At 29.5% G+C, this 20,909-nt stretch carries 24 protein-coding genes; 15 read left to right on the forward strand and 9 right to left on the reverse strand.

The window, feature by feature from the left end:
- Positions 1 to 289: 289 nt before the first annotated feature.
- Together ACWW38_RS15920 and ACWW38_RS15925 are read left to right on the forward strand one after the other, a co-directional pair.
- Entirely contained in the window at positions 290 to 1,090 is an 801-nt protein-coding gene (locus ACWW38_RS15920; protein ID WP_456258509.1) for a class I SAM-dependent methyltransferase, read from the forward strand.
- Between the two features lie 49 nt (positions 1,091 to 1,139).
- The gene (locus ACWW38_RS15925; protein ID WP_456258510.1) at positions 1,140 to 1,883 is read left to right on the forward strand and encodes a class I SAM-dependent methyltransferase; all 744 of its coding nucleotides are present in this window, start codon (positions 1,140 to 1,142) and stop codon (positions 1,881 to 1,883) included.
- Between the two features lie 119 nt (positions 1,884 to 2,002).
- Here the strand turns inward: ACWW38_RS15925 and ACWW38_RS15930 are convergent, their stop codons facing one another.
- Entirely contained in the window at positions 2,003 to 2,428 is a 426-nt protein-coding gene (locus ACWW38_RS15930; protein WP_456258511.1) for a GerW family sporulation protein, read from the reverse strand.
- Between the two features lie 20 nt (positions 2,429 to 2,448).
- A complete protein-coding gene (locus tag ACWW38_RS15935; protein WP_456258512.1) occupies positions 2,449 to 2,979 on the reverse strand; it encodes a hypothetical protein in 531 nt (176 codons plus the stop codon).
- A 188-nt stretch (positions 2,980 to 3,167) separates the two neighbouring features.
- Here ACWW38_RS15935 and modA point away from each other — a divergent pair, with 188 nt between their 5' ends.
- Genes modA through ACWW38_RS15950 form a run of 3 tightly spaced genes read left to right on the forward strand, consistent with a single transcriptional unit; the run spans position 3,168 to position 5,285 of the window.
- Positions 3,168 to 3,956: a molybdate ABC transporter substrate-binding protein gene (gene modA / locus ACWW38_RS15940; RefSeq protein ID WP_456258513.1), complete on the forward strand. Its 789-nt coding sequence runs from the start codon at positions 3,168 to 3,170 to the stop codon at positions 3,954 to 3,956.
- Between the two features lie 9 nt (positions 3,957 to 3,965).
- A complete protein-coding gene (gene modB, locus ACWW38_RS15945; protein WP_456258514.1) occupies positions 3,966 to 4,628 on the forward strand; it encodes a molybdate ABC transporter permease subunit in 663 nt (220 codons plus the stop codon).
- 15 nt (positions 4,629 to 4,643) lie between these two features.
- On the forward strand, positions 4,644 to 5,285 hold the full coding sequence (locus tag ACWW38_RS15950; RefSeq protein WP_456258515.1) for a sulfate/molybdate ABC transporter ATP-binding protein: 642 nt from the start codon (positions 4,644 to 4,646) through the stop codon (positions 5,283 to 5,285).
- A gap of 5 nt (positions 5,286 to 5,290) precedes the next feature.
- On the opposite strand, the gene ACWW38_RS15955 is transcribed toward ACWW38_RS15950, so the two are convergent.
- Positions 5,291 to 5,533: a GIY-YIG nuclease family protein gene (locus ACWW38_RS15955; protein ID WP_456258516.1), complete on the reverse strand. Its 243-nt coding sequence runs from the start codon at positions 5,531 to 5,533 to the stop codon at positions 5,291 to 5,293.
- Between the two features lie 137 nt (positions 5,534 to 5,670).
- On the opposite strand from ACWW38_RS15955, the gene ACWW38_RS15960 reads away from it, so the two are divergent.
- Positions 5,671 to 6,576: a LysR family transcriptional regulator gene (locus tag ACWW38_RS15960; RefSeq protein ID WP_456258517.1), complete on the forward strand. Its 906-nt coding sequence runs from the start codon at positions 5,671 to 5,673 to the stop codon at positions 6,574 to 6,576.
- Between the two features lie 104 nt (positions 6,577 to 6,680).
- Here the strand turns inward: ACWW38_RS15960 and ACWW38_RS15965 are convergent, their stop codons facing one another.
- Positions 6,681 to 7,409, reverse strand: a complete 729-nt coding sequence (locus ACWW38_RS15965; RefSeq protein WP_456258518.1) for an HAD-IB family hydrolase — start codon at positions 7,407 to 7,409, stop codon at positions 6,681 to 6,683.
- 378 nt (positions 7,410 to 7,787) lie between these two features.
- Here ACWW38_RS15965 and ACWW38_RS15970 point away from each other — a divergent pair, with 378 nt between their 5' ends.
- From ACWW38_RS15970 to ACWW38_RS15995, 6 genes are all read left to right on the forward strand, one after another.
- Positions 7,788 to 8,624 carry a CvfB family protein gene (locus tag ACWW38_RS15970; protein WP_456258519.1) on the forward strand — a complete coding sequence of 279 codons (837 nt, stop codon included), beginning with the start codon at positions 7,788 to 7,790 and terminating at the stop codon, positions 8,622 to 8,624.
- An 89-nt stretch (positions 8,625 to 8,713) separates the two neighbouring features.
- The gene (locus ACWW38_RS15975; protein WP_456258520.1) at positions 8,714 to 9,136 is read left to right on the forward strand and encodes a HutP family protein; all 423 of its coding nucleotides are present in this window, start codon (positions 8,714 to 8,716) and stop codon (positions 9,134 to 9,136) included.
- A gap of 320 nt (positions 9,137 to 9,456) precedes the next feature.
- Positions 9,457 to 10,488 (forward strand): ABC transporter substrate binding protein, encoded by a 1,032-nt coding sequence (locus ACWW38_RS15980; RefSeq protein ID WP_456258521.1) that lies wholly within the window; start codon positions 9,457 to 9,459, stop codon positions 10,486 to 10,488.
- Positions 10,485 to 11,399, forward strand: a complete 915-nt coding sequence (locus tag ACWW38_RS15985; protein ID WP_456258522.1) for an ABC transporter permease — start codon at positions 10,485 to 10,487, stop codon at positions 11,397 to 11,399. Before ACWW38_RS15980 ends, ACWW38_RS15985 begins: the two co-directional genes overlap by 4 nt.
- On the forward strand, positions 11,362 to 12,156 hold the full coding sequence (locus tag ACWW38_RS15990) for an ABC transporter ATP-binding protein (RefSeq protein WP_456258523.1): 795 nt from the start codon (positions 11,362 to 11,364) through the stop codon (positions 12,154 to 12,156). Before ACWW38_RS15985 ends, ACWW38_RS15990 begins: the two co-directional genes overlap by 38 nt.
- 274 nt (positions 12,157 to 12,430) lie before the next feature.
- Entirely contained in the window at positions 12,431 to 12,982 is a 552-nt protein-coding gene (locus ACWW38_RS15995; protein WP_456258524.1) for a serine/threonine protein kinase, read from the forward strand.
- 150 nt (positions 12,983 to 13,132) lie between these two features.
- Here ACWW38_RS15995 and ACWW38_RS16000 read toward each other — a convergent pair whose 3' ends face one another.
- Positions 13,133 to 14,350 (reverse strand): IS701 family transposase, encoded by a 1,218-nt coding sequence (locus ACWW38_RS16000; RefSeq protein ID WP_456257760.1) that lies wholly within the window; start codon positions 14,348 to 14,350, stop codon positions 13,133 to 13,135.
- Between the two features lie 259 nt (positions 14,351 to 14,609).
- On the opposite strand from ACWW38_RS16000, the gene ACWW38_RS16005 reads away from it, so the two are divergent.
- From ACWW38_RS16005 to lspA, 3 genes are all read left to right on the forward strand, one after another.
- Positions 14,610 to 14,861 (forward strand): hypothetical protein, encoded by a 252-nt coding sequence (locus tag ACWW38_RS16005; protein ID WP_456258525.1) that lies wholly within the window; start codon positions 14,610 to 14,612, stop codon positions 14,859 to 14,861.
- Positions 14,862 to 15,091: 230 nt separating this feature from the next.
- A complete protein-coding gene (locus tag ACWW38_RS16010) occupies positions 15,092 to 15,649 on the forward strand; it encodes a protein kinase (RefSeq protein ID WP_456260474.1) in 558 nt (185 codons plus the stop codon).
- 174 nt (positions 15,650 to 15,823) lie between these two features.
- Positions 15,824 to 16,270 carry a signal peptidase II gene (lspA, locus tag ACWW38_RS16015; RefSeq protein WP_456258526.1) on the forward strand — a complete coding sequence of 149 codons (447 nt, stop codon included), beginning with the start codon at positions 15,824 to 15,826 and terminating at the stop codon, positions 16,268 to 16,270.
- Between the two features lie 833 nt (positions 16,271 to 17,103).
- Here the strand turns inward: lspA and ACWW38_RS16020 are convergent.
- From ACWW38_RS16020 to phaZ (ACWW38_RS16035), 4 genes are all read right to left on the reverse strand, one after another.
- Positions 17,104 to 17,748: an undecaprenyl diphosphate synthase family protein gene (locus tag ACWW38_RS16020; RefSeq protein WP_456258527.1), complete on the reverse strand. Its 645-nt coding sequence runs from the start codon at positions 17,746 to 17,748 to the stop codon at positions 17,104 to 17,106.
- Positions 17,749 to 17,945: 197 nt separating this feature from the next.
- Positions 17,946 to 18,761 (reverse strand): alpha/beta fold hydrolase, encoded by an 816-nt coding sequence (locus ACWW38_RS16025; RefSeq protein ID WP_456258528.1) that lies wholly within the window; start codon positions 18,759 to 18,761, stop codon positions 17,946 to 17,948.
- A gap of 197 nt (positions 18,762 to 18,958) precedes the next feature.
- Positions 18,959 to 19,855 carry an intracellular short-chain-length polyhydroxyalkanoate depolymerase gene (gene phaZ, locus ACWW38_RS16030; protein ID WP_456258529.1) on the reverse strand — a complete coding sequence of 299 codons (897 nt, stop codon included), beginning with the start codon at positions 19,853 to 19,855 and terminating at the stop codon, positions 18,959 to 18,961.
- A gap of 135 nt (positions 19,856 to 19,990) precedes the next feature.
- Positions 19,991 to 20,884: an intracellular short-chain-length polyhydroxyalkanoate depolymerase gene (phaZ, locus tag ACWW38_RS16035; RefSeq protein WP_456258530.1), complete on the reverse strand. Its 894-nt coding sequence runs from the start codon at positions 20,882 to 20,884 to the stop codon at positions 19,991 to 19,993.
- Positions 20,885 to 20,909: the final 25 nt, after the last annotated feature.

Below are 20,909 nucleotides of genomic sequence, written 5' to 3' on the forward strand. Positions count from 1 at the left end.
CCAAAATTTATTAGAATTAATGAAAAATGCTGGTTACTAAAAATCATCAGTATAATATTAAAACTGACTCACAAAGTAAAATTTAAGAAAATACCTGAAAAGCTATATACTCAGAAGGCAAGAGAAATTTGCAACACGTTATATACCCTGTTAAAGAAAGTCACGTGTAAGGAGTGAAGAATTATGATCAAGTATTATACAGATAAAAGAGTTGATTATAATAAATTAACAGTTTTATTCAATCAAGTAGGATGGAATGATAAAATAAAACAAAGTTGAGGGCAAAAAAATGGAAGAAATGATTAAATACTATGAAAATTACGACGAGGAAAATCGTATGTTTAGAGGGAGAGCTCAGAATTTAGAATTTATAACTACAACAAGTATTATGGACAATATAATTCTTAGCAATTCAACAATTCTTGAGGTGGGAGCAGGAATAGGGAGATACTCATTCTATTATGCAGCTAAAAAACATCAAGTTACAGCTGTAGAAATTGTACCTAAATATGTTCAATTTATGAAAGAGAAATTAGACAAAAATGAAGAGGAATTAGAGCTAAATATAGAAAGAGGAGATGCACGAGATTTATCAAGATTTAGTGATGAAAGTTTTGATGTAGTATTATGCTTGGGACCTTTATATCATTTAACAGAGTCTGAAGATAGGACAAGGTGTATTAAAGAATGTATTAGAGTATTAAAAAAAGGTGGAATTTTAGCAGTTGCATATGTAAATAAATTTTTTATAATTCCTTATTTAGCTCAGCAAGATAAGAAATATCTTAATGAAGAATATGTATCAAAAATTATAGAAAAAGGATATATAACTTCAAAGGATGATGATTGTTTCTGGACTGATGCCTATTTTTATTCACCAGATGAATTAGAGAAAATGATGTCTCAATATAATGTAAGTAAGCTTGAGAATATAGGGACAGATGGGGTAAGCATCTTATTACGAGATATGGTTAATAGCATGGATGATGAACAATATAAAGTATGGGTGAATTATCATTTAAAGACATGTAGAGAGCAATCAACGCTTGGATATAGTAATCATGGATTATATATTTGTAAGAAAAATTAAAATATAATATAAAAATAATTTAGATATAGATATTAAGGAGTAGATAAAAATGGGGGAAAATCAAAACAAAAGTATAACTGAGGATATTTATGATTATGAAGATATATTAAAAATGTTGGATTCTTTCTTTAGAGAGCCTTCACCATTTTGGAATAAATTTTATGAAGATAGAGAAAAAGATATACCTTTTTTCATAGATGTTCCAGATGAAAACCTAATTTCATATTTTCAAAAAGAAATTATTAAATCCAGTAAAGTATTAGAATTAGGATGTGGTCCTGGACGTAATGCAATCTATATGGTTAAAAATGGATGTGAAGTAGATGCAGTTGATATTTCAGAAGAGGCAATAACCTGGGCAAAAGAAAGGGCTAGCCAAAAAAATTTAAATGTAAATTTTATATGTGATTCAATATTTAATATTCCAGCACGTGAATCAGCATATGATTTTATCTATGATTCAGGATGCTTTCACCATATCCTACCACATAGAAGAATTCAGTATGTTAGCTTGATTAAAAAATTGTTGAAACCAAAAGGGTATTTTGGATTAGTTTGCTATGCGGCAGCGGATGATAAAAATGAAAATGGATTATCTCAAATGTCAGATTGGGAGGTATATAGAGAAAAAAGTCTTAGAGGCGGAATGGGTTATACTGAAGAAAAGCTAAGAAAAATATTCTCTAAAAACTTTGAAATTGTTGAATTTAGAAGAATGATAGATATAGATAAAACAGGTATAGCTATGGGAAAATCATTTCTATGGGCTGTACTTTTAAAGAAGAAAATATAGATAAAAAATATATGAATTTGCCGTTCTATAGCTGACCTTGGATCAAAATAATTATCAATAAAAATACTGGCTAAAATTATTAACCAGTATTTTTTATGATTAAATATTTTCTTAGTGCTTTATTGACTTTGTTGATTTTTAGGCATGCCTTGCATTGTGTTAGTAGAAGTATTTTGTTGTCCCTGCTGACCGCTTTGACCACCTTGTTGTTGCCCTTGCTGCATTGCGTTTTGTCCCATATTCATTAATGTTTGAGGAATATTGCTCATTAATTGGCTAAGGTTGTTTTTCTCATTTACAGATAACATAGATACTGAATCTTTTTCTACAACTATAACAGCATTTGTGGCGAATCTAGCTCCTAGCCCAACACCATTTGAATTGTTTGACTGCTGATTTTTACTTATGCTAGGAGTGCTGCCATAACCAACTGTTACAGACATTACAGGAATTAAAGTTTTATCTCCAATAGCAAGCGGGTCTCCAAGTACAGATTCTGTCTTTGAAAAGTTTTTTAAATCTGAAAATAATTTATCTTCATTCATATTAATTTCCTCCTTTGTTTTTACTTAGCTCCATATAATGGGCTTACTTTAGTTTTTTTATTGTATTTAAATATTGTTACAAGCAAATTTATCATGTTAATGTTAGCTAATACGTTAATATTAAAGTAGTCATGATCTGAATAAAAATCAAAATCGTTATATAATGTATCTAAATTTATATAACTTGAAACTAAATCTACAGCTCCACATAACATACCGGTAATAGATGGATCTTGAAAGCCATAAGAAACTTTCACATCAATAAAGTTAACTCTTAAGGTTTTTATAAAATTCAATTTATCAATATATCCATTTGAATTGTTTTTTAATTCTTTCTTAAAAACTTTAGTGTTAAATGAATATACTGTTAGAAACATTGCATTATTTTCTCTAGTTACTATGCCTTTAAAGAAAGAACCTAACCAAGATGCTTTAAAGCAAAAATTGGGTAATTCTTCAGAGTTAACTATAACTTTAATCTTTAATGGGATTATAGCTAGTAGTTCAAAAATTAATAGTATTAGAAATAATAAAATTGAAAATATATACATATTAAAACATCTCCAGTATATCTAAAAAGTAGGTAGAAACCTTCTATATATAGTATGGTAAATAAAGCTCAAAGTATCGCATGAAATAAAATGGTTAAATGGAAAAATGTGTTTACAATAATTACCAAAAACATTATACTTATTGTAGAGTAAGGTTTTTGATAAATTATGCAATGGAGGATGTTATTATGAAAAAGCTTTTTTTGATTACGGCTGCTTTACTCAGTACATTATATTTTACAGGATGTTCTTCTAATAAGGCAGAAGAAACATCTATAAATGAGTCGATAAGCATTACAATTTGTGCTGCTGCTAGTTTAAGAGAAGCACTTAATGAAATTCAGCCAAAGTTTGAAAAAGATAAAAACATTAAACTTAATTTTAATTTTGGTTCATCAGGAGCACTACAAAAGCAAATTGAGGAAGGAGCGCCAGCGGATGTGTTTATTTCAGCAGGAGTAAAACAAATGGATGCTCTCCAAAGTAAAAATCTTATTGAAAAAGATAGTAGAAAAAATTTACTTAGCAATAAACTTGTGTTAATAGTGCCAAATGAATATAAAGACAAAATTAAAACTGTTTCAGATTTAGTAGATAAAGATATAAAAATAAGCGTAGGAGAACCGGAAAGTGTTCTCGCAGGCCAATATGCAAAGGACAGTCTCACATATTTAAAAGTTTGGGACAAGCTAAGTAATAAAATTGTATATGCTAAGGACGTTAAACAAGTAGTAGCATACGTAGAGAAAGGAGAGGTAGCAGCAGGAATTGTATATAATTCTGATGCAACCACTTTAAAAAATAGTTCAATAGTTGAGATTTTTGAAGAAAAAACTCACAAACCTATAGTTTACCCAGAGGCAATTATTTCAACAAGTAAACATAAAGCTTTTTCAGAATTATTTATGAATTATTTAAATACCGATACTTCAAGACAAACACTTGAGAAATACGGTTTTAATGTTAATGTAAAGTAGGTAGATAGAATGATATTAAGTCCCATAATTATATCAGTAAAAGTGGCTTTGATTACAACTGCAGTTACACTTGTTTTGGGAATACTTTTAGCTAGGATATTTACAAAATATAATTTTAAGGGAAAGGATTTTCTCGAGGTTTTAGTTATATTACCTATGGTATTGCCTCCCTCTGTGACAGGATATGGACTATTAATTTTAATAGGAAAAAGAGGATTTTTAGGGAAAGTACTTTATAATACATTTGGTATAAAACTTGTTTTTACTTGGGTTGCAGCTTGCATTGCTGCAACCGTTGTTTCATTACCACTAATGTATCAAAGTTGCAAATCCGCATTTTTAAATGTGAATTCAATTTATGAAAATGCAGGAAGAACTCTTGGGGCTAGTGAGAGAAGAGTGTTTTGGAAAGTAACAATACCTTTGGCATGGCCAGGTATAGTAAGCGGTATTGTTCTTTCATTTGCAAGGGCTTTGGGAGAGTTTGGTGCAACCCTTATGGTTGCAGGTAATATACCTGGGAAAACAGAAACTATACCATTGGCAATATATTTTGCCGTTGAAGGTGGAGACACAAGAACTGCAAATACCTTAATGTGTATAGTTGTAGCATTCAGCTTTATACTAATATATAGTCTTAACAGCTGGATGAAGAAAAGACATTATAAGTAAAATTAGGTGATATATATGGTTAATATTAATATATTTAAAAAGTTAAATTATTTCAATTTGGATATTACTTTTAATGTCCATAGAGAAGTTCTTGTTATACAAGGACCTTCAGGATCTGGAAAAACCACAATACTTAACTGCATTGCTGGAATTAATACTCCTGATAGAGGTAAAATAGTTATTGGAGATAGAAAAGTTTTTTCATTTTGTGATAATATAAATTTACCTATAAAGGATAGAAATATAGGATACGTTTTTCAGAACTATGCATTGTTTCCCCATATGACAGTAAAAGAAAATATACATTTTGGCTTAGTAAGTAGGGGGATAAAAGACTTTAGTTATGCTAGATACATAGAAGAAATCTTAAAGATAGAACATTTAAAAAATAGATTTCCAAGTGAAATATCAGGAGGGGAGAAGCAAAGAGTTGCACTAGCAAGGGCTTTAGTAACAAAACCTAAACTGCTACTTTTTGATGAACCTTTTTCAGCATTAGACAGTGATACAAGAAATGTAATATATAAGGAATTTCTTGAGTTTAAAGAGAAAATAAAAATGGATATTATATTAATAACCCATAATAATAATGAAGCACAGCTATTAGGGGATAGAAGTATTAGTATAAAACAAGGAGTTATAGAACAGCTTGTATAGATTTTTTAAAGACTAGCAATTAGCTCTAGCTTTTCTTTCCTAGTCATTTGTTTAATTGCATATTCTCTTTTTTGAGCAGATATTTTATCATTATATTCTTCGAAGTAAACAAGTTCCACAGGAAGTCTGGCCCTAGTATATTTTGATCCATTGCCTTTTGAATGAGTTTCTATTCTCTTAGCTAAGTTGTTAGTCCAACCAGTATATAAAGTATTATCAGAACATTTAAGAATATATACATAACACATTTTAATCACCGATAAATATTATATCGCATAAAATATATTTTAGCTATTATTTATTAGGTTCAGTTTTAAATGAATGTTGATTTTTACATTTATTTAAAGCATAGTAATTAATAGATAATTAAAGTCGGGAGAACATTATGTTAGATACAAGATTAATTACATTTTTAACAGTGGCAAAAATCAAAAACTACACTAAGGCTGCGCAAATTTTAAATTTAACTCAACCAGCTGTATCTCAGCATATTAAATTTTTAGAGGAGCACTATGGAGTAAATTTAATTAAGAAAGTAGGGCGAAATATAGAGCTTACAGAAGAGGGAGAAGAACTTTTTAAGCATATTAAGGAAATGGAACTTAAGGATAGAAATTTATATAAAAAGCTTCGAAATAAATCATCTATCCATAAAAGATATAACATAGGAGCAACCCTTACTATAGGAGGATATATATTACCACAAATTATTGGAAAATATAAAGAAAAGTGCCCTAATATTGATATTATATTAACAGTAAATAATACAGAAGAAATATTAAAAAAATTATTAAAAGAAGAATTAGAATTAGGAATAGTAGAAGGGCCCTTTGATAGAAGTAAATTTAAATATAAAAAGTTAAAGGATGATGAGATGGTCTTGGCTGTTTCCTCAAGTAGTAATTTTATGAAAAAAGATTATGTCAAAATAGATGAAGTTTTATATGGTGGAAAATTAATTTTAAGAGAAGAAGGATCTGGTACAAGAAAATATTTTGAAAATATACTACTCAATAAAGGCTATAGTATGAAAGAGCTAGATATATACATGGAAGTAGGAAGTATCGATGCTATAAAATCTCTTGTAGAAGCTAACCTTGGATATACGATAATATCTAAAGAAGCCATAAGGAGAGAATGCGAGCTAGGAGTAATTAAAGTTTTACCTGTAGTCGATAAAAATTTAAACCAGGTTAGATTCTTTAGAGAGTTTAATTTTGTGTTTTTAGAAAACGGAATGAATAATAATTTAGAAGAATTTGTAGACTTTTGCCTAAATGTAATAAGCTAATGAGAAGTTTAGAGTGGGCAAATTGGGATTTAGAGTTAAGTTGAAATTAATTAAAGGTTATTTCAAGCAGTGTTTAATTGAAATAACCTCTAATTTTACAAAAATCAAATTTTCAAAGTGTGAGAGTCTAATTTATAGACAACGTCTTTTCTCTCTACAACAATTTTCACTTTATCACGTGTAACTGGATCATTCATCAGTTCATTTATAAGTTCACGGGTAGGATTTATAGCTGTTGGATTTCCAACTTCTTTTAACATAGTAAAATCTCCAGCAGTATCACCATAAGCATAGCTTTGAGATAAATCAATATCATATTTATCTATAAAGAGTTCTATAGCTTTCTTTTTATTTTCTCTATCCCACATAGGAATTATTTTGCCAGTATAATGGTGCTCTTCATCCATTAAATATTTTGTTCCTATATAGTCATCAAAACCATGCTTTAAAGCCATTTCACCAACAAGCTCTATGGGGCTTCCAGATATGGTTATAACCTTATGGCCTTGAGCTTTATGCCAAGATATCATATCTCGAGTGTAGGTATAAACCCTATCTCCTTTTTCTTTGATTACATTTTTAGCTATAAATTCTACTTGGGTCCTATGAAGGCCTTTTACAGCTTCGATATAAATGTCTGCCATTTTTATTAGATAATCATCGTAATTACCTATTCTTTTATCCCATTTTATATAATAATCTCTAACCTCATTGTACCAACGTTCAGACTCAATAATATCTGATTTTATGAATTTTTTAAATATTTCAGTTATCATACCTTCTCTATATAATGTACCATCAATGTCGAAAAAAGCTGCTACTGATTTTCCCATATGAGTCCCTCCTTTTATAAAATTATGATAATATAGTATGTAATAGCATAATAGTTTTTAAAATCCATTATACAACAAAAATTTGATTAAGGAAATAGGCTATGTTTTAAGAGATTGTTGATGACCTATAAAACAGAGCCAATAAACAAAGACTATTTCAAAATATAAGTTTAATGCTATTATATGACCATGTTGGCTAAAAAGTTAAATGAAATATATTAAACCATAGCATTGACTATCAATAGATATCTAGATTACAATTAAATTTGGTTTATAATAATATAATTATCCAATTTATTAGTACATAGTATGTTGAAAAAGAATTAAAATAATAATATGCTAAAGAACAAACTTTAAATGTAAAGGTGGAAATAAAATATGGTAGAGTTAGGAAAAATTCAAACTTTAAAGGTTTCAAATATTGCTAAAGCAGGAGCGTATTTAGATGCAGGTACAGGAGAACAAGGAGATAACATATTACTACCTAATAATCAGCTTCCAGATAATATACAGCCTGGGGATGAAGTAGAAGTATTTATATATAGAGATTCTGAAGATAGGCTTATAGCAACAAGGAAAACGCCTCTAGTTCAAGCTGGTGAATTAGCACTTTTGGAAGTAAAGGATACTACAAGAATAGGAGCTTTTTTAGATATTGGACTTGAAAGAGATGTACTACTTCCTTTTAAGGAACAAAAGTATGCAGTATATCCAGGGAAAAAATATCTTGTTGGAATTTATGTAGATAAGACAGGAAGACTAACTGCTACTACATTTATATCTAAATTTTTACAAACCGATAGTCCTTATAAAAAGGATGAATGGGTAAAAGGAACAGTTTATTCAGTTAATCCAGAGCTTGGATTATTGGTTGCAGTAGATAATAAATATAGAGGATTAATACCAAGGAGCGAATCATATAAAGAAGCACAAGTCGGAGAAGAAGTTGAATGTAGGGTTATAAAAGTAAGAGAAGATGGAAAACTTGACTTATCTTCAAGAGAAGTTGCCTATAAACAAATAGACAATGATGCTGAGATGATTATAGAAAAGATTAAAAAATATGATGGTTTTCTTCCACTTAATGATAAGAGTAGTCCTGAGCAGATAAAGGATAGATTAAAAATAAGTAAAGCTGCATTTAAAAGGGCTGTAGGAAGATTGATGAAGGAAGAAAAAATAGAACAAACTGAAAAAGGAATAAAGCTAAAATAAAAATTTAGAGCAGATATTTTTAATAAGAATAAAATAGTATAATAAACTAAAGCTGAAAAAGTAATATAATATTTATAGAGGTGAAATAAATGAATCTTAACAGTACGGATGTTGCAAAGGCTGCGATAAAAATGGCTACCTCTGATAGAAGTGAAGAGAAAAGATTAGAAGAGGAATTTAGATGTAAAGACATATTAACTGCTGCGGTAGATATAGGCGGAAATATAAATAATTCTATACCTAAAATTATGGAAAGAGCATTAGTTGCTTCTAAGCGTATGGGAATTATTAAAGATTGCCAAGTGCATGATGGGGCTATAATGGGAGCAGCAAGAGAAGCTATAATGCAAGTTGCAGCAAAAGCCAATGGCCTTAATGTAGGCGGCAAGATTGGAATAGCTCGAGGAGGAGAGCATGTTATAGTATGTATATTTATGAGTATAGGACTGCTTCATCTAAATGAAGTTGCCATAGGACTTGGACATAGGTCTATACCAAGTGATAATATATAGTTGACAAAGGTTTTATTATAATGTAAAATATAAGAAATTTTAAATAAAATACTTTTGTAGAATTAGTAGATAGGTAAATATGTAACGGTAGATTATTTTTGTAGTATGGGAGTAGGCTTTTGGCTAAGCCACATGTAGATTAGTTATTAATAATTATACAACTAGAAAGTTGTAATTAAAATAGTAGTAAGGTAGATTGGTAGAATATATATGATATAATAGGCGTTCTATAATATTTTTTATTATGAATTGCCTTTATTAGATATACAAAAAATCACTCTCCTTATGGGGAGTTTTTTATTTTTAAGGGGGAAGGTAGTATGGTAGCAAAGAAGATTTCAATTTTAATGAGTGCTTTATTATTAGTAGGAGTTTTGGGAGGATGTTCTAATTCAAAAGCTACATCTTCTTCAAAAGGAGCAGAGTCAAAGGAGAAGGTAGTAAAATTAGGTGTTACTCAAATCGTAGAACATGCTGCATTAGATTCAGCTAGAAAGGGATTCATTAAAGCTCTTGAAGACAAAAATTATAAAGATGGCAGCAATATAAAAATAGATTTTCAAAATGCACAGGGGGATATGCCAACAACTCAAACTATTGCAGATAAGTTTGTAAATGATAAGGTGGATTTGATTCTAGCAATAGCAACTCCATCGGCACAAGCAGCTTATAATGCAACTCAAAAATCAAATGCAAATATTCCAATTTTAATAACAGCAGTAACAGATCCAGTAAAAGCTGGACTTGTAAAATCTTTAGATAAGCCAGGTACAAATGTAACTGGTACATCAGATGCACTTCCTATAGAGGGGCAATTTGAACTTATAAAAAAATTATTACCACAAGCTAAAAATATAGGAATACTTTACAATACAAGTGAAACTAATTCAGCTCTTCAAGTAGAAGATGCTAAAAAGGCAGCTCCAAACTTCGGGTATCAAATTATAACATCGGGAGTAACAAGTAGTAATGAAATACCTCAGGCATTAAGTTCTATTTTGGATAAAATAGATGTACTTTATATACCTACAGACAATATGATTGCAGCAGCAGCACCAACTATTACTAAAACTTGCTATAGCAAAAAAGTAGCTGTTATAGGCTCTGAAGCAGGACAAGTAAAAGCAGGAGCAGTTGCAACAGCTGGAATCGATTATTTTAAACTTGGATATGAAACAGGTCTTAAGGCTGTAGAAATAATACAAGGCAAAAAACCAGAGGAAATACCAGTAACTTTTCTTAAAGAAACTAAGATAGTTATCAATGAAGACGCTGTTAAAAAGCTTAATATTAAAGTTCCAGATGATATGAATTCAAGTGCTGAAAAGGTAACAGGGGGCGTTGAAAAATGACCAATTTTTTAATAAGTGTATTAGAGCAAGGTTTTATATTTGCAATAGTCTCTCTTGGGGTATATATAACTTATAAAATATTAGATTTTCCAGATTTGTCCGTAGATGGTACGTTTCCACTGGGGGCAGCAACTACAGCACTTTGTTTATCAAAGGGAATAAATCCTTTTTTAGCGTGCATGCTGTCTATAGTTGTTGGAATGATAGGTGGGGCAGTAACAGGATTTTTACATGTTAAGTTCAAAATAACTAATTTACTTTCAGGCATACTTGTAATGATAGGATTATATTCAATAAATCTAAGAATAATGGGAAAGTCAAATATTCCTTTCTTTGGATTTAGCACTATTTTTACTATTACCAAATTTATATCGCCAGTTATATTAGTAGGTATATTTGCTATTGGGGTTAAGTTGTTATTAGATGTATTTTTAAAGACAAAATTAGGATTTGCTTTAAATGCTGTTGGGGATAATGAACAACTAGTTACATCCCTGGGAATAAACAAAGATGTAATAAAGGTTATTGGATTAAGTATTTCAAATGGTATAGTTGCATTAGGAGGCTCTATAATGGCTCAACATCAAGGGTATGCAGATGTTGGTATGGGGACAGGTACAGTAGTAATAGGCCTTGCAGCAGTTATACTTGGTAGATCTGTATTAGGAAAAATTAAATTTATTAGAGCAACAACTATGGCTTTAGTTGGAGCTGTATTGTATAAACTTGCAATAGGAGGGGCACTTAAGCTTGGACTCCCATCTCAAGATTTAAAACTTGTAACAGCGCTTATTGTTATTGTAGTATTAGGGGCTAATAATATTAAATTTAACTCTAAGCTTATAGGAAGAGATAAAAAAGGGGATGATCTAGTTGCTTCAAATAAAGAATCTATACAAGGTATTCAATAAAAATACAGTAAATGAAAATATAGTATTTAATAAATTGAACTTTAGGGTTAACAAGGGGGATTTTATAACTATAATAGGAAGTAATGGGGCAGGAAAGTCTACTTTGTTGAATATAATTTCTGGAACAATACAAGCTGATAATGGTTTAATAATGCTTGGAGATAAAGATATATCTAAATTCCCAGAATATAAATGTACAAAGTTTATTGGTAGAGTGTTTCAAGATCCAAGTAAGGGAACGGCACCATCAATGACAATTTTAGAAAATATGTCTATGGCTTATAATAAGGGGAAGAAATTTGGACTTAATTTTGCTGTAAATAAGAAGGATATACCGTATTTTAAAGAGCTTCTTTCTAATTTGGAACTTGGACTTGAAGATAAACTATATACTCAAGTGGGACTTCTATCTGGAGGACAAAGGCAAGCACTGTCACTTATAATGACTGTAATGGGAAATCCTGATTTATTGCTTCTGGATGAGCATACAGCAGCATTAGATCCAAAAACATCAGAAAAAATAATAGAATTAACTGAAAATATAGTGAAAGATAAATCTATTACAACATTAATGGTTACTCATAACCTAAATCATGCTATTAAACTTGGAAATAGATTGATAATGCTTCATCATGGAAAAGTTATATTAGATATCAGTGGTAAAGAAAAAGAAGAACTTACAATAGAGAAATTGTTAAAGCTATTTGAAAACAATAGCAAAGAAGATTTAATAAGTGATAGAGCATTATTTTCTTAAAAACTATAATATGAAGTTTCATAATCTAAGCTGTGAACAAATAAATTTTGTTCACAGCTTTTTATATTTATTTTCGAAATAGAAATAGGGGTGTAAACTCTGCTAATATAAAATGCAAAGGTTCAACAACTCAATGGGTTATGAAAGCCTAATAGTAACTTAAAGTATAAGTAATTAATAGTATGTATTATAGATATTTAACCTATGAAGAGTAATATTAATATTTAAGTTAATCTAGGGTTTAAATTGCAAGATAGAAAGCAATTAATAAGAGGTGATTAACATTAGCATAAAGTGTTTTGGAGTAAATATAAATGAATGCAAGTTTTTAGGCGAAGGATGTGAAGGCAAGGTATATTTAACACCAGATGGTAAAGCTTTAAAGATATTTAAAAATAAGAAAAAGTGTAAATCAGAATATAATTTATTAAAAAAGGTAGAACAAAGTAGTTATTTTCCAAAGGTGGTAGATGTAAAAGGAAATTGTATGCTAAGGGAATTTGTAGGAGGAATTTCATTAAAGGAGTATTTAGATGATAATAGATTATCAAGGAGATTGGCTGCAAATTTAATATATTTAATAGAAGAATTTCAAAGTATAGGTTTTACTAGATTAGACATTGCTGCAAGACATATATTTGTACAAGATAATGAAAATATAAAGGTAATAGATCCAAGAAAAAGCTTTACTAAAAAAGTACCATTCCCTCGGATATTAATGTCCGATTTGGAAAAAGCTAATTCTCTAGAAAATTTTATAGGAATACTAGTAGAATTAAGACCCAACCTTGCAAAAAAGTGGATAAAAGAAATAAATAAGTTATAGAAAGTAGACTTGCCAAAAGTCTACTTTCTATTATTACTTAACTTCTTTAATTTAAAAAGCTATTTTACCAATTGTAGATATAAAATCACCTTTGTGAATTAGTTTCCATTATACGTGAGTATAGTTATCCTATAGAATTTTATGCCTTTTTTAAGAAACCAATTTTAACTTGTTAAACACTATTTCTATAGGTATATCATTCTTAGCTTGCTCATAAACAAAGCACACAAGTTCCTTAGCCGATAGGCTTTGAATAAGCCTGATGGTATCACCTACGGTGTACATTGAAGTAAGATGACATATTCTATATATTTCTAAGAAATTCATCGCTAAAAATACAAGCAAGAAATATCTCTCGATAGAGAGTATACTTTGGACCTTATATTTATCAAAGGCTAAATGGCTTTTAAGGTATTTATAATTAGTTTCAATACTCCATCTATTTAGATAGTATTTTATTATAGTTTGAGCATCAAGCTCTATGTCTGTCGACATTAAATATACAGGGGCTTTAAAGCCTTCGCCATCAGCTTCATAGCAGATTAAAACTAGCGCATTTTCAATTTTTGAAACTTTGCCTTCGTATTTATATACTCGATATTTCTTACCCTTGACGGTAACTACATCTAAGGTAGAAGGATCAATATATTTGGCGAATTCTTTCAGTTGCATTGAAATTCCTAAAGGAGATATTTTCCTATTGGACTTCAACGCACCGATTAGGTAAAAACCTTGCATTAAACTGCTATCTACAAGCTTCTGGCTAGTGTACCAACTATCAACAAGACAATATACTTTATCGCAATTAGATGGCTTTTCAAATGAGCTTATGAAGTCAACTGCAATATCAGACTTTCCCATGAATGGTTTGTTATGTTTTAAGCAATTTTCTTCACTTAAATAGGTTTTATAGTTTAAGGGGATAGATATATCTCCTACAACAAAATTAGAAGTAACCACACAGTGAGACCAAAGATTTTTACCCTCTGTATGGGAGTGATTATAGCTTAAGCATTCCATCTTCTTTGCTTGTATTTTAGGATTTACCGTATCATCTATTACTAAGAATCCTACGGATTTTGGTTCTATAAGTTTTTCAAAGTGCAGCTTTAAATAGCTAATGCGATTTCTATCAATGAGACTATCGTCCCATTTGGAACGGCTTAAAAACCTATATATACAGCTGCTACTTTTAGCACTTAATATGTGTTCTGAAATATTTAATAAAGATTTATTGCCAGGTAAATTTATTAATCCATTTATAATTGTGGTTAGATGATGAAATTGTGGTTTATTCATTCCATAATTTACATCATTTAAGTAGTTGTAAAGTTCATTATTAATGGATACAATATTATTGCTTGGCATACTGATAACCCCCCGTGATTATGATTGTGTGGTAACTTTTATATATCACGGAAACCGTCAGTGTGCCATATTTATTTTTTGGCAACATTACCAAATTGAATTTTTATTTTGCAGAACTAAAGTTATTATTGACTTTTTCAAAGTCAATAATAATTTTAAAAAAAGTTTTGTTAAGTTTGTGTAAAATAATTAACTTGTTTTTAATATTAGAATATACTATAATAGGTAAATGGGAAATGTAAAAAAATGGGGTGCTAATGTGAAAGTATATACAAAGTTATTTTTAGATGAAATTGCTGAAAGAGTAAATTTCTTAATTTGCTTATATGAATCTAATACAAATAGTATTAATATAGATGATAGTAAAATATCAGATTTTAATATTAAATTATTAATCAGAAGAGGATATATTGAAGTTATAGAAGAATGTGAAGAACAGTTAATTAGATTAACTGAAAGTGGTATAAAGTATATGGATGAATATATTGAGACATTAGAAGATGTTTCTTAAAAGCTATTAAGTTTAACTCAGATTTAATCTGAGTTTTTTTAATTTAGCTCTGTTTTAAATGAATGTAAAAAATTATTCTCCTGTGAAATAAATATAAAGAGTTTTTCTATAAGCAGTATTAACAAAAAAGTTTCAAATACATACTATAATTATAAAGCACTAATTAAATGGAAAGGTGTTTTATGGATAAGAGATATAAATGCAAAGACTTAAACTATGACGAAGAAAAAATGCTAGAGAATTATAGAAATAATGCAGGATTAAATTTAAGTGGATGTAAGCTTTTAGGTGAAGGACATCATGGAAAGGTTTTTTTAAGGGAAGATGGAAAGGTAGTTAAAATTTGTACTACAGCTGAAAGTTGTAAAAATGAATATGCAATTCTAAAAAAAGTAAATGGAACAAAGTATTTCCCAAAGGCCTATGAATATAATAATATATATATGGTTAGAGACTATGTTGGTGGTCAATGCATGAAAGAGTATATTAAAAAAAATGGCCTTAGCAAAAAACTGGCATTAAATGTGATTGATTTACTAGAAGAATTTGAAAGGTTGAATTTTACTAAAATTGATATTAGATGCAAAGACATATTTGTTCAAAAAGATGAGTCTGTTATGGTTATTGATCCTAAAGGATGCTATAGCAGGAAAAAAGACTACCCAAGCCACTTAATGAAAGGCTTAAAAAAAGCTAGATACTTAGAAAAATTTTTAAAAGTATTAAAAGAAGAAAAACCAATATTATATGAGAAGTGGATTATCAAAAATAACATAGGAAAGATTTAAACGTTAATTACTTATTGAAATTTTTAAAATATGTTAGTTTGCTTATATACTAACATATTTTTTATTTGTAGAATAAATTAATATGGTTAAAATTTACTTTAATTTCATTGAATGTAAAATATTTCTATGTTATAATGGAATTCGTTTGAAAAATAAAGAAAGGGGAAGCAGCATATGATTTATTTATTTTTGGGGTTAATAACTTTAATAGTGGTGATTGATAGATGGAGCAAAAATAGAGCTTTGATAGAATTAGAAGATGTAAATTCTGTTAAAGTAATAAAAGGAAGATTACAACTAATATTAGTAAAAAACGAAGGTGCTGCTTTTAACATTTTAACTGGAAAGTTAGAGCTAATTGTTAAAGCAACTTTAGTGTTAATTGTATGTGCGCTAATATATTTAATACAATTAGTAGAAAGTGGAGGAAGTATTGTTGTAAAACTTGCACTTTCATTCATAATAGGGGGTGGATTAGGGAATCTTATTGATAGATTGGGATATGGATATGTAATAGATTTTATACACATTAAGGGATATAAAACACCTGTATTTAATGTAGCTGACATATTTATTTTTATTGGCGCACTGAGTTTAATGCTTAATATAAGTAAAGTGTGATAAAAAGGTGGCTTTGGCAACTACAAAATAAGGTGCTAAAAATCGATGGTGTATAATTCAATAGATAATCTTCGCTACGTTAAGAAGCTCCTAAACAACTGTAATAATAATGACTATTTGACTATAGTTAATTTAACAACCAGTGTAAGTATTATATTAATTAACTTATTAAAAAAGCGTAGAGCGCTTTAACCTGATTAGGGTGCCGTGGTTTTAGGCGAAACCTGTTGAAGTTATACTAAGGCTTTCTGAGTGTAATTAATTAAAGTATATAAAATTATTATCCAGTATGTATAACTATTAAGGAAATAGTTAAATTAATCAAGATATTAGTTTAAAGATAGCAGATTAAATTGAATTGCTAGCAATAAGATACTTTTTTATAGATTGTTTAGAAAAGGATTCACATGCTAACACATTTATTAAAGGTAGCTTTTTAACTATCTTCAATAATATATACTTATTAACTTTACAGTGTGGATACGCATGCAAAATTATTATTTTGCTTTTTGAAGTCCTTTTAGTATCTGCTATTGTAATTATTAACTGCAATTAATTAAGGCATGTAAGATTACTGGCTAGCATATATGTATCAATTGAAGAAACTTTGAAGGAATAACTAGTAGTACTTAAGGCTGCTGTTTTAAAAATCTGTAATTGTGTTCAAGGACGAGCACAGCCCGCTCCCCGACAGGACGTCGGATGGAGCGGGGTAAGATTTTTAAATAAAGCAGCCTTTAGTACTACTCTATGAACTGAAGGTTTCTCAATGATACATATATGCGTTAGCCTAGTAATCTTACATGCCGTCATTTTGACGCACTTTACTTACATTAACCACCGAGAGTAATGTCTTGATAGTTATACCATTCTAGTGCTTTAGTAAAATGTTCTTTGCTGAAATCGGGCCAGTAATCATCAATTACATAAAAGTCAGAGTATATAGATTGAACAGGCAAAAAACCACTTAGACGTCTTCTGCCACCCCATCTAATAATTAGATCTACTCTTGAGATATCATTGGATTTTAAACATTGATTTATAGTATTTCTATTATTACTATTATTAGATGTTAAATCTCCTAAATCCCATTCCCAACCGTAATTGACTAGAAAATTTATTTTTATTCCACCTTTACCAAATGTAGTTCTTTGTGTATAAGGTAGTAATTCTTTTGGAAACATTGGTGAATTATAATTTCCTACAACTAATAATTCTGCATCTTCGTTAGCAAGCATTTTTACAGCGTCAGTACAAGCTTTCGTAAAAGCTAGTCTTTGGACAGCAGGTCTTTTAGTATTATCTGTAGTAAAACCATAATAGGTTATTTCTTTTACTCCAAATTCTTTGCATAGATTATATAGTGCTAATCCAGGATTTAGACCAAAATTGTATCCTTTTTCTTTTGTGAACCCTTTATTTACAGCCCATCGCCTATTTCCATCAGGAATAATTCCAATATGATTTGGTATTCTCATGCTAATATCACACCCTTGCTCTTAATTATAGGTATATTATTGCCGGTTCATAACATAATATTCCAAACCTATTAGATTAATATTTACTTAAACATTAAGAGGTAGTTTCTCATATACTTAGAAACTACCTCTTAACTATAAAGATAAATTTAGATGAATTTTAAAATTTAATCTAAATTTAATAATTATACAAAATATTAGGCATTTATAAAGCTCTTAAGTCCCTCATTGAACATCTCTGAGTTTTCCATAAATAGTGCATGACCACATTTAGGGAATGGAAGCAACTTAGAATTAGGTATTTTACTTGCCATGTATTCGCTATTTTCTGCAGGATATAAGAAGCTTTCCTCTCCATAAGTTATTAGTGTAGGTACGGATATATTGGAGAGTATAGGTAAATAGTCTTTAGTAGACATAGATACCCACATACGTACCATTACATTTGGAGAATTCTTTAATGCTTGTTTAAAAGCCCAATCTAACATAGCCTTGTCTTTGCAGCCAGATTTTGCAAAGATAGCTGGTATAAAGGCTTCAGCAAATTTATTCCAATCTGCATTTAAATCAACCATAGTATTTAAATTATCATCATTTGAGAATTTACCATATAGACCATATTTCCAAGAATCATCTGTCATTAATTTTGGAGACATGTCTATTAAACATAATTTATGTAAGTTATCACAGGAAAATTGACTTACATAATCAAAGATTATAGAGGTTCCCATAGACCATCCAACTAAAGTTACATCTTTTAGATTAAGATGTTCTATTAATTCTTTTAAATCTTTTGCAAATCTAGGTAATGTGAAACCATAGTCTGGAACTTCTGAGAGTCCATGTCCACGTAAGTCATAGTGAATTACTCTAAAATTTTTAGATAATTCCTCAATCTGACTTTTAAAGTGAAGGTGACTGCAGGACCATCCATGAATTAAGATAACTGGCTTTCCGCTGCCTGATTCATCATAGTACATTTTTACATTATCACTAGTTAAAAAATAAGACATAAAACACACCTCTTCCTATAATATTTACCATAGGATGTCTTGTATAACAAATTAAGTCTATACTTATTAGTATACCTAAATTAATCAATATTTTCAACAAATTAAGTAATAATATTGTTTTTCATGTAAAATAAATGCTGTTTATCTATTAAATAATTAAAAAATTTTAATTTTACTTAGATTTTTATTCAAATAAATTATTTTTCTATAAAACTAATTATATTTTCTACTAATAAATCAAGACAATCTATAAGAGGAGAATGACCAGATGGTAGTTTAACTAATAATGCATTTTCACCTATGCCTTCTTTTATTCCAACAGCTTGAATAGGAGGTACAACTAAGTCTCTTTCACCTTGAAATATAAGAGTAGGAGCTGTGATTTTATCTACATCATTACTTCCATCAGTAACTCCATTATGTTCATTAGATATATTAAATTTTAAAAGCGCCCAGTATACGTCTAATTGATTTCGTTGAGTTAATATGTCATCAAGATATTCTTCATATTTTTCATCACAAGGTTTGATACTGGTGTAAATTAGTGCATTCCATAGGTTTTTAAAATAAGCTCTATCTTTATTAATAAAAGCTTCTAGGGAAGGTGTTACATGTATATAGTCTTTTGAAAGGCTCTCTTTACTTTGATGACGCTTCCCTTTCAATATTTTTCCGTTTTCATCTATTTGGTATATGTCATATCCTTTTACACCTATTGATTCAATTAGTATTAGTTTTTTTACATAGTCAGGGTAGTTAGCTGTAAATTGCATTGATACAGCACCGCCTGTTGACCAACCTGCTAAATAAAAGTTTTTTAAATGTAATTTATCTACAAAAAGTTTAAGATCTTCTGAAAAATCATTAATAGAGTCAATAGGATTATTATAAGTTGAAATTCCAAAGCCTCTTAGATCTAAAGCATATATTTTGTAATTTTCAGGCAGTGCTTCAATTAAAACATCCCAATGTTTTGAAGAGGTCATATTACCATGAACAAAAACAAGAATTTTATTTCCAGAGCCACTTTCTCTATATCCTAGAGTTTCACCATTAGATATTTTTATTGATTTCAATAAAATTTCCTTACCCAAATAAAAAACCTCCTTAAATTTAATTTTAAATAATTATGTGAACTATGTAAAAATAGAAGTGTTTGATATAAATGTATATAAAATATACATTTGTATCAAATTAGTACAATAAAAAGAGCAAGGAGCTTGCTCTTGCTATTTTATAAAGCTAACTATTTCTTCAGTTAGTAAGTCTAGACAATCTATAAGTGGGGAATGGCCGCATGGTAGCATAACAAGTTTTGCATTTGAGCCAATACTTCTTTGTATTTCCTTACCTGTATAAGGGGGTACAACTATATCTCTATCTCCTTGAATAACTAGAGTAGGTGCTGTTATTTTATCTATGTCTCCGTTACCTTCAACAACTCCATTATGTTCATGAGATATGTTAAATGTTATTAAGGAATAGTCTAGATCTATAAGGTTTCTTTGAGTCATCATATCTTCCATATATTCATCAAATTTCTTTGGAGATGGCTCATTATGAGTGTATATGGTAGCTCTCCATACACTCTTTAAGAATTCAGTATCTTTTTTAGCACATGCATTTATAATAGGAAGAACTTGAACAAAATCATTAGATAATTCTTCTTTCGTCTTAGTAAGTTCAGTTAAAATAGGTTGACCGTTCTTATCTTTTTTAAAGACTGGATATCCCTTTATTCCGCCAGATTCAACTAAGATTAATCTATTTACGTATTCAGGATAGCTAGCAGCCAGTTGCATAGCGATACAGCCACCAGTAGACCATCCGGCTATATCAAATTTATTTAACTCTAGTTCAGCTGCAAAAGCTTTTACATCATCAGTAAAATCTTTTATGGAATTGATAGGAGAATTATAAGAAGAAATTCCCATTCCTCTTAAGTCAGGGGCATATATTTTGTAATTATCAGGAAGGTTTTCTATTAAAACATCCCAGTGTTTTGATGATGTCATATTACCATGAATTAAAATAAGTATTTTATCCCCTGAGCCACTTTCTCTATATCCTATGGTTTCACCATTGGGAATTTTAATGGTTTTTAATTTAATTTCTTTAGTCATTTTGCGCCTCCTAAATTTGCATATA

This window comes from Clostridium sp. JNZ J1-5, assembly GCF_053901425.1.

What these genes read in the sequence shown, in the direction of transcription:
- ACWW38_RS15920 (WP_456258509.1), top strand. Translation starts at nt 290, where the DNA reads ATGGAAGAAATGATTAAATACTATGAAAATTACGACGAGGAAAATCGT.
- ACWW38_RS15925 (WP_456258510.1), top strand. Translation starts at nt 1,140, where the DNA reads ATGGGGGAAAATCAAAACAAAAGTATAACTGAGGATATTTATGATTAT.
- ACWW38_RS15930 (WP_456258511.1), bottom strand. Translation starts at nt 2,428, where the DNA reads ATGAATGAAGATAAATTATTTTCAGATTTAAAAAACTTTTCAAAGACA.
- ACWW38_RS15935 (WP_456258512.1), bottom strand. Translation starts at nt 2,979, where the DNA reads ATGTATATATTTTCAATTTTATTATTTCTAATACTATTAATTTTTGAA.
- modA (WP_456258513.1), top strand. Translation starts at nt 3,168, where the DNA reads ATGAAAAAGCTTTTTTTGATTACGGCTGCTTTACTCAGTACATTATAT.
- modB (WP_456258514.1), top strand. Translation starts at nt 3,966, where the DNA reads ATGATATTAAGTCCCATAATTATATCAGTAAAAGTGGCTTTGATTACA.
- ACWW38_RS15950 (WP_456258515.1), top strand. Translation starts at nt 4,644, where the DNA reads ATGGTTAATATTAATATATTTAAAAAGTTAAATTATTTCAATTTGGAT.
- ACWW38_RS15955 (WP_456258516.1), bottom strand. Translation starts at nt 5,533, where the DNA reads ATGTGTTATGTATATATTCTTAAATGTTCTGATAATACTTTATATACT.
- ACWW38_RS15960 (WP_456258517.1), top strand. Translation starts at nt 5,671, where the DNA reads ATGTTAGATACAAGATTAATTACATTTTTAACAGTGGCAAAAATCAAA.
- ACWW38_RS15965 (WP_456258518.1), bottom strand. Translation starts at nt 7,409, where the DNA reads ATGGGAAAATCAGTAGCAGCTTTTTTCGACATTGATGGTACATTATAT.
- ACWW38_RS15970 (WP_456258519.1), top strand. Translation starts at nt 7,788, where the DNA reads ATGGTAGAGTTAGGAAAAATTCAAACTTTAAAGGTTTCAAATATTGCT.
- ACWW38_RS15975 (WP_456258520.1), top strand. Translation starts at nt 8,714, where the DNA reads ATGAATCTTAACAGTACGGATGTTGCAAAGGCTGCGATAAAAATGGCT.
- ACWW38_RS15980 (WP_456258521.1), top strand. Translation starts at nt 9,457, where the DNA reads ATGGTAGCAAAGAAGATTTCAATTTTAATGAGTGCTTTATTATTAGTA.
- ACWW38_RS15985 (WP_456258522.1), top strand. Translation starts at nt 10,485, where the DNA reads ATGACCAATTTTTTAATAAGTGTATTAGAGCAAGGTTTTATATTTGCA.
- ACWW38_RS16000 (WP_456257760.1), bottom strand. Translation starts at nt 14,350, where the DNA reads ATGCCAAGCAATAATATTGTATCCATTAATAATGAACTTTACAACTAC.
- ACWW38_RS16010 (WP_456260474.1), top strand. Translation starts at nt 15,092, where the DNA reads ATGCTAGAGAATTATAGAAATAATGCAGGATTAAATTTAAGTGGATGT.
- lspA (WP_456258526.1), top strand. Translation starts at nt 15,824, where the DNA reads ATGATTTATTTATTTTTGGGGTTAATAACTTTAATAGTGGTGATTGAT.
- ACWW38_RS16020 (WP_456258527.1), bottom strand. Translation starts at nt 17,748, where the DNA reads ATGAGAATACCAAATCATATTGGAATTATTCCTGATGGAAATAGGCGA.
- ACWW38_RS16025 (WP_456258528.1), bottom strand. Translation starts at nt 18,761, where the DNA reads ATGTCTTATTTTTTAACTAGTGATAATGTAAAAATGTACTATGATGAA.
- phaZ (WP_456258530.1), bottom strand. Translation starts at nt 20,884, where the DNA reads ATGACTAAAGAAATTAAATTAAAAACCATTAAAATTCCCAATGGTGAA.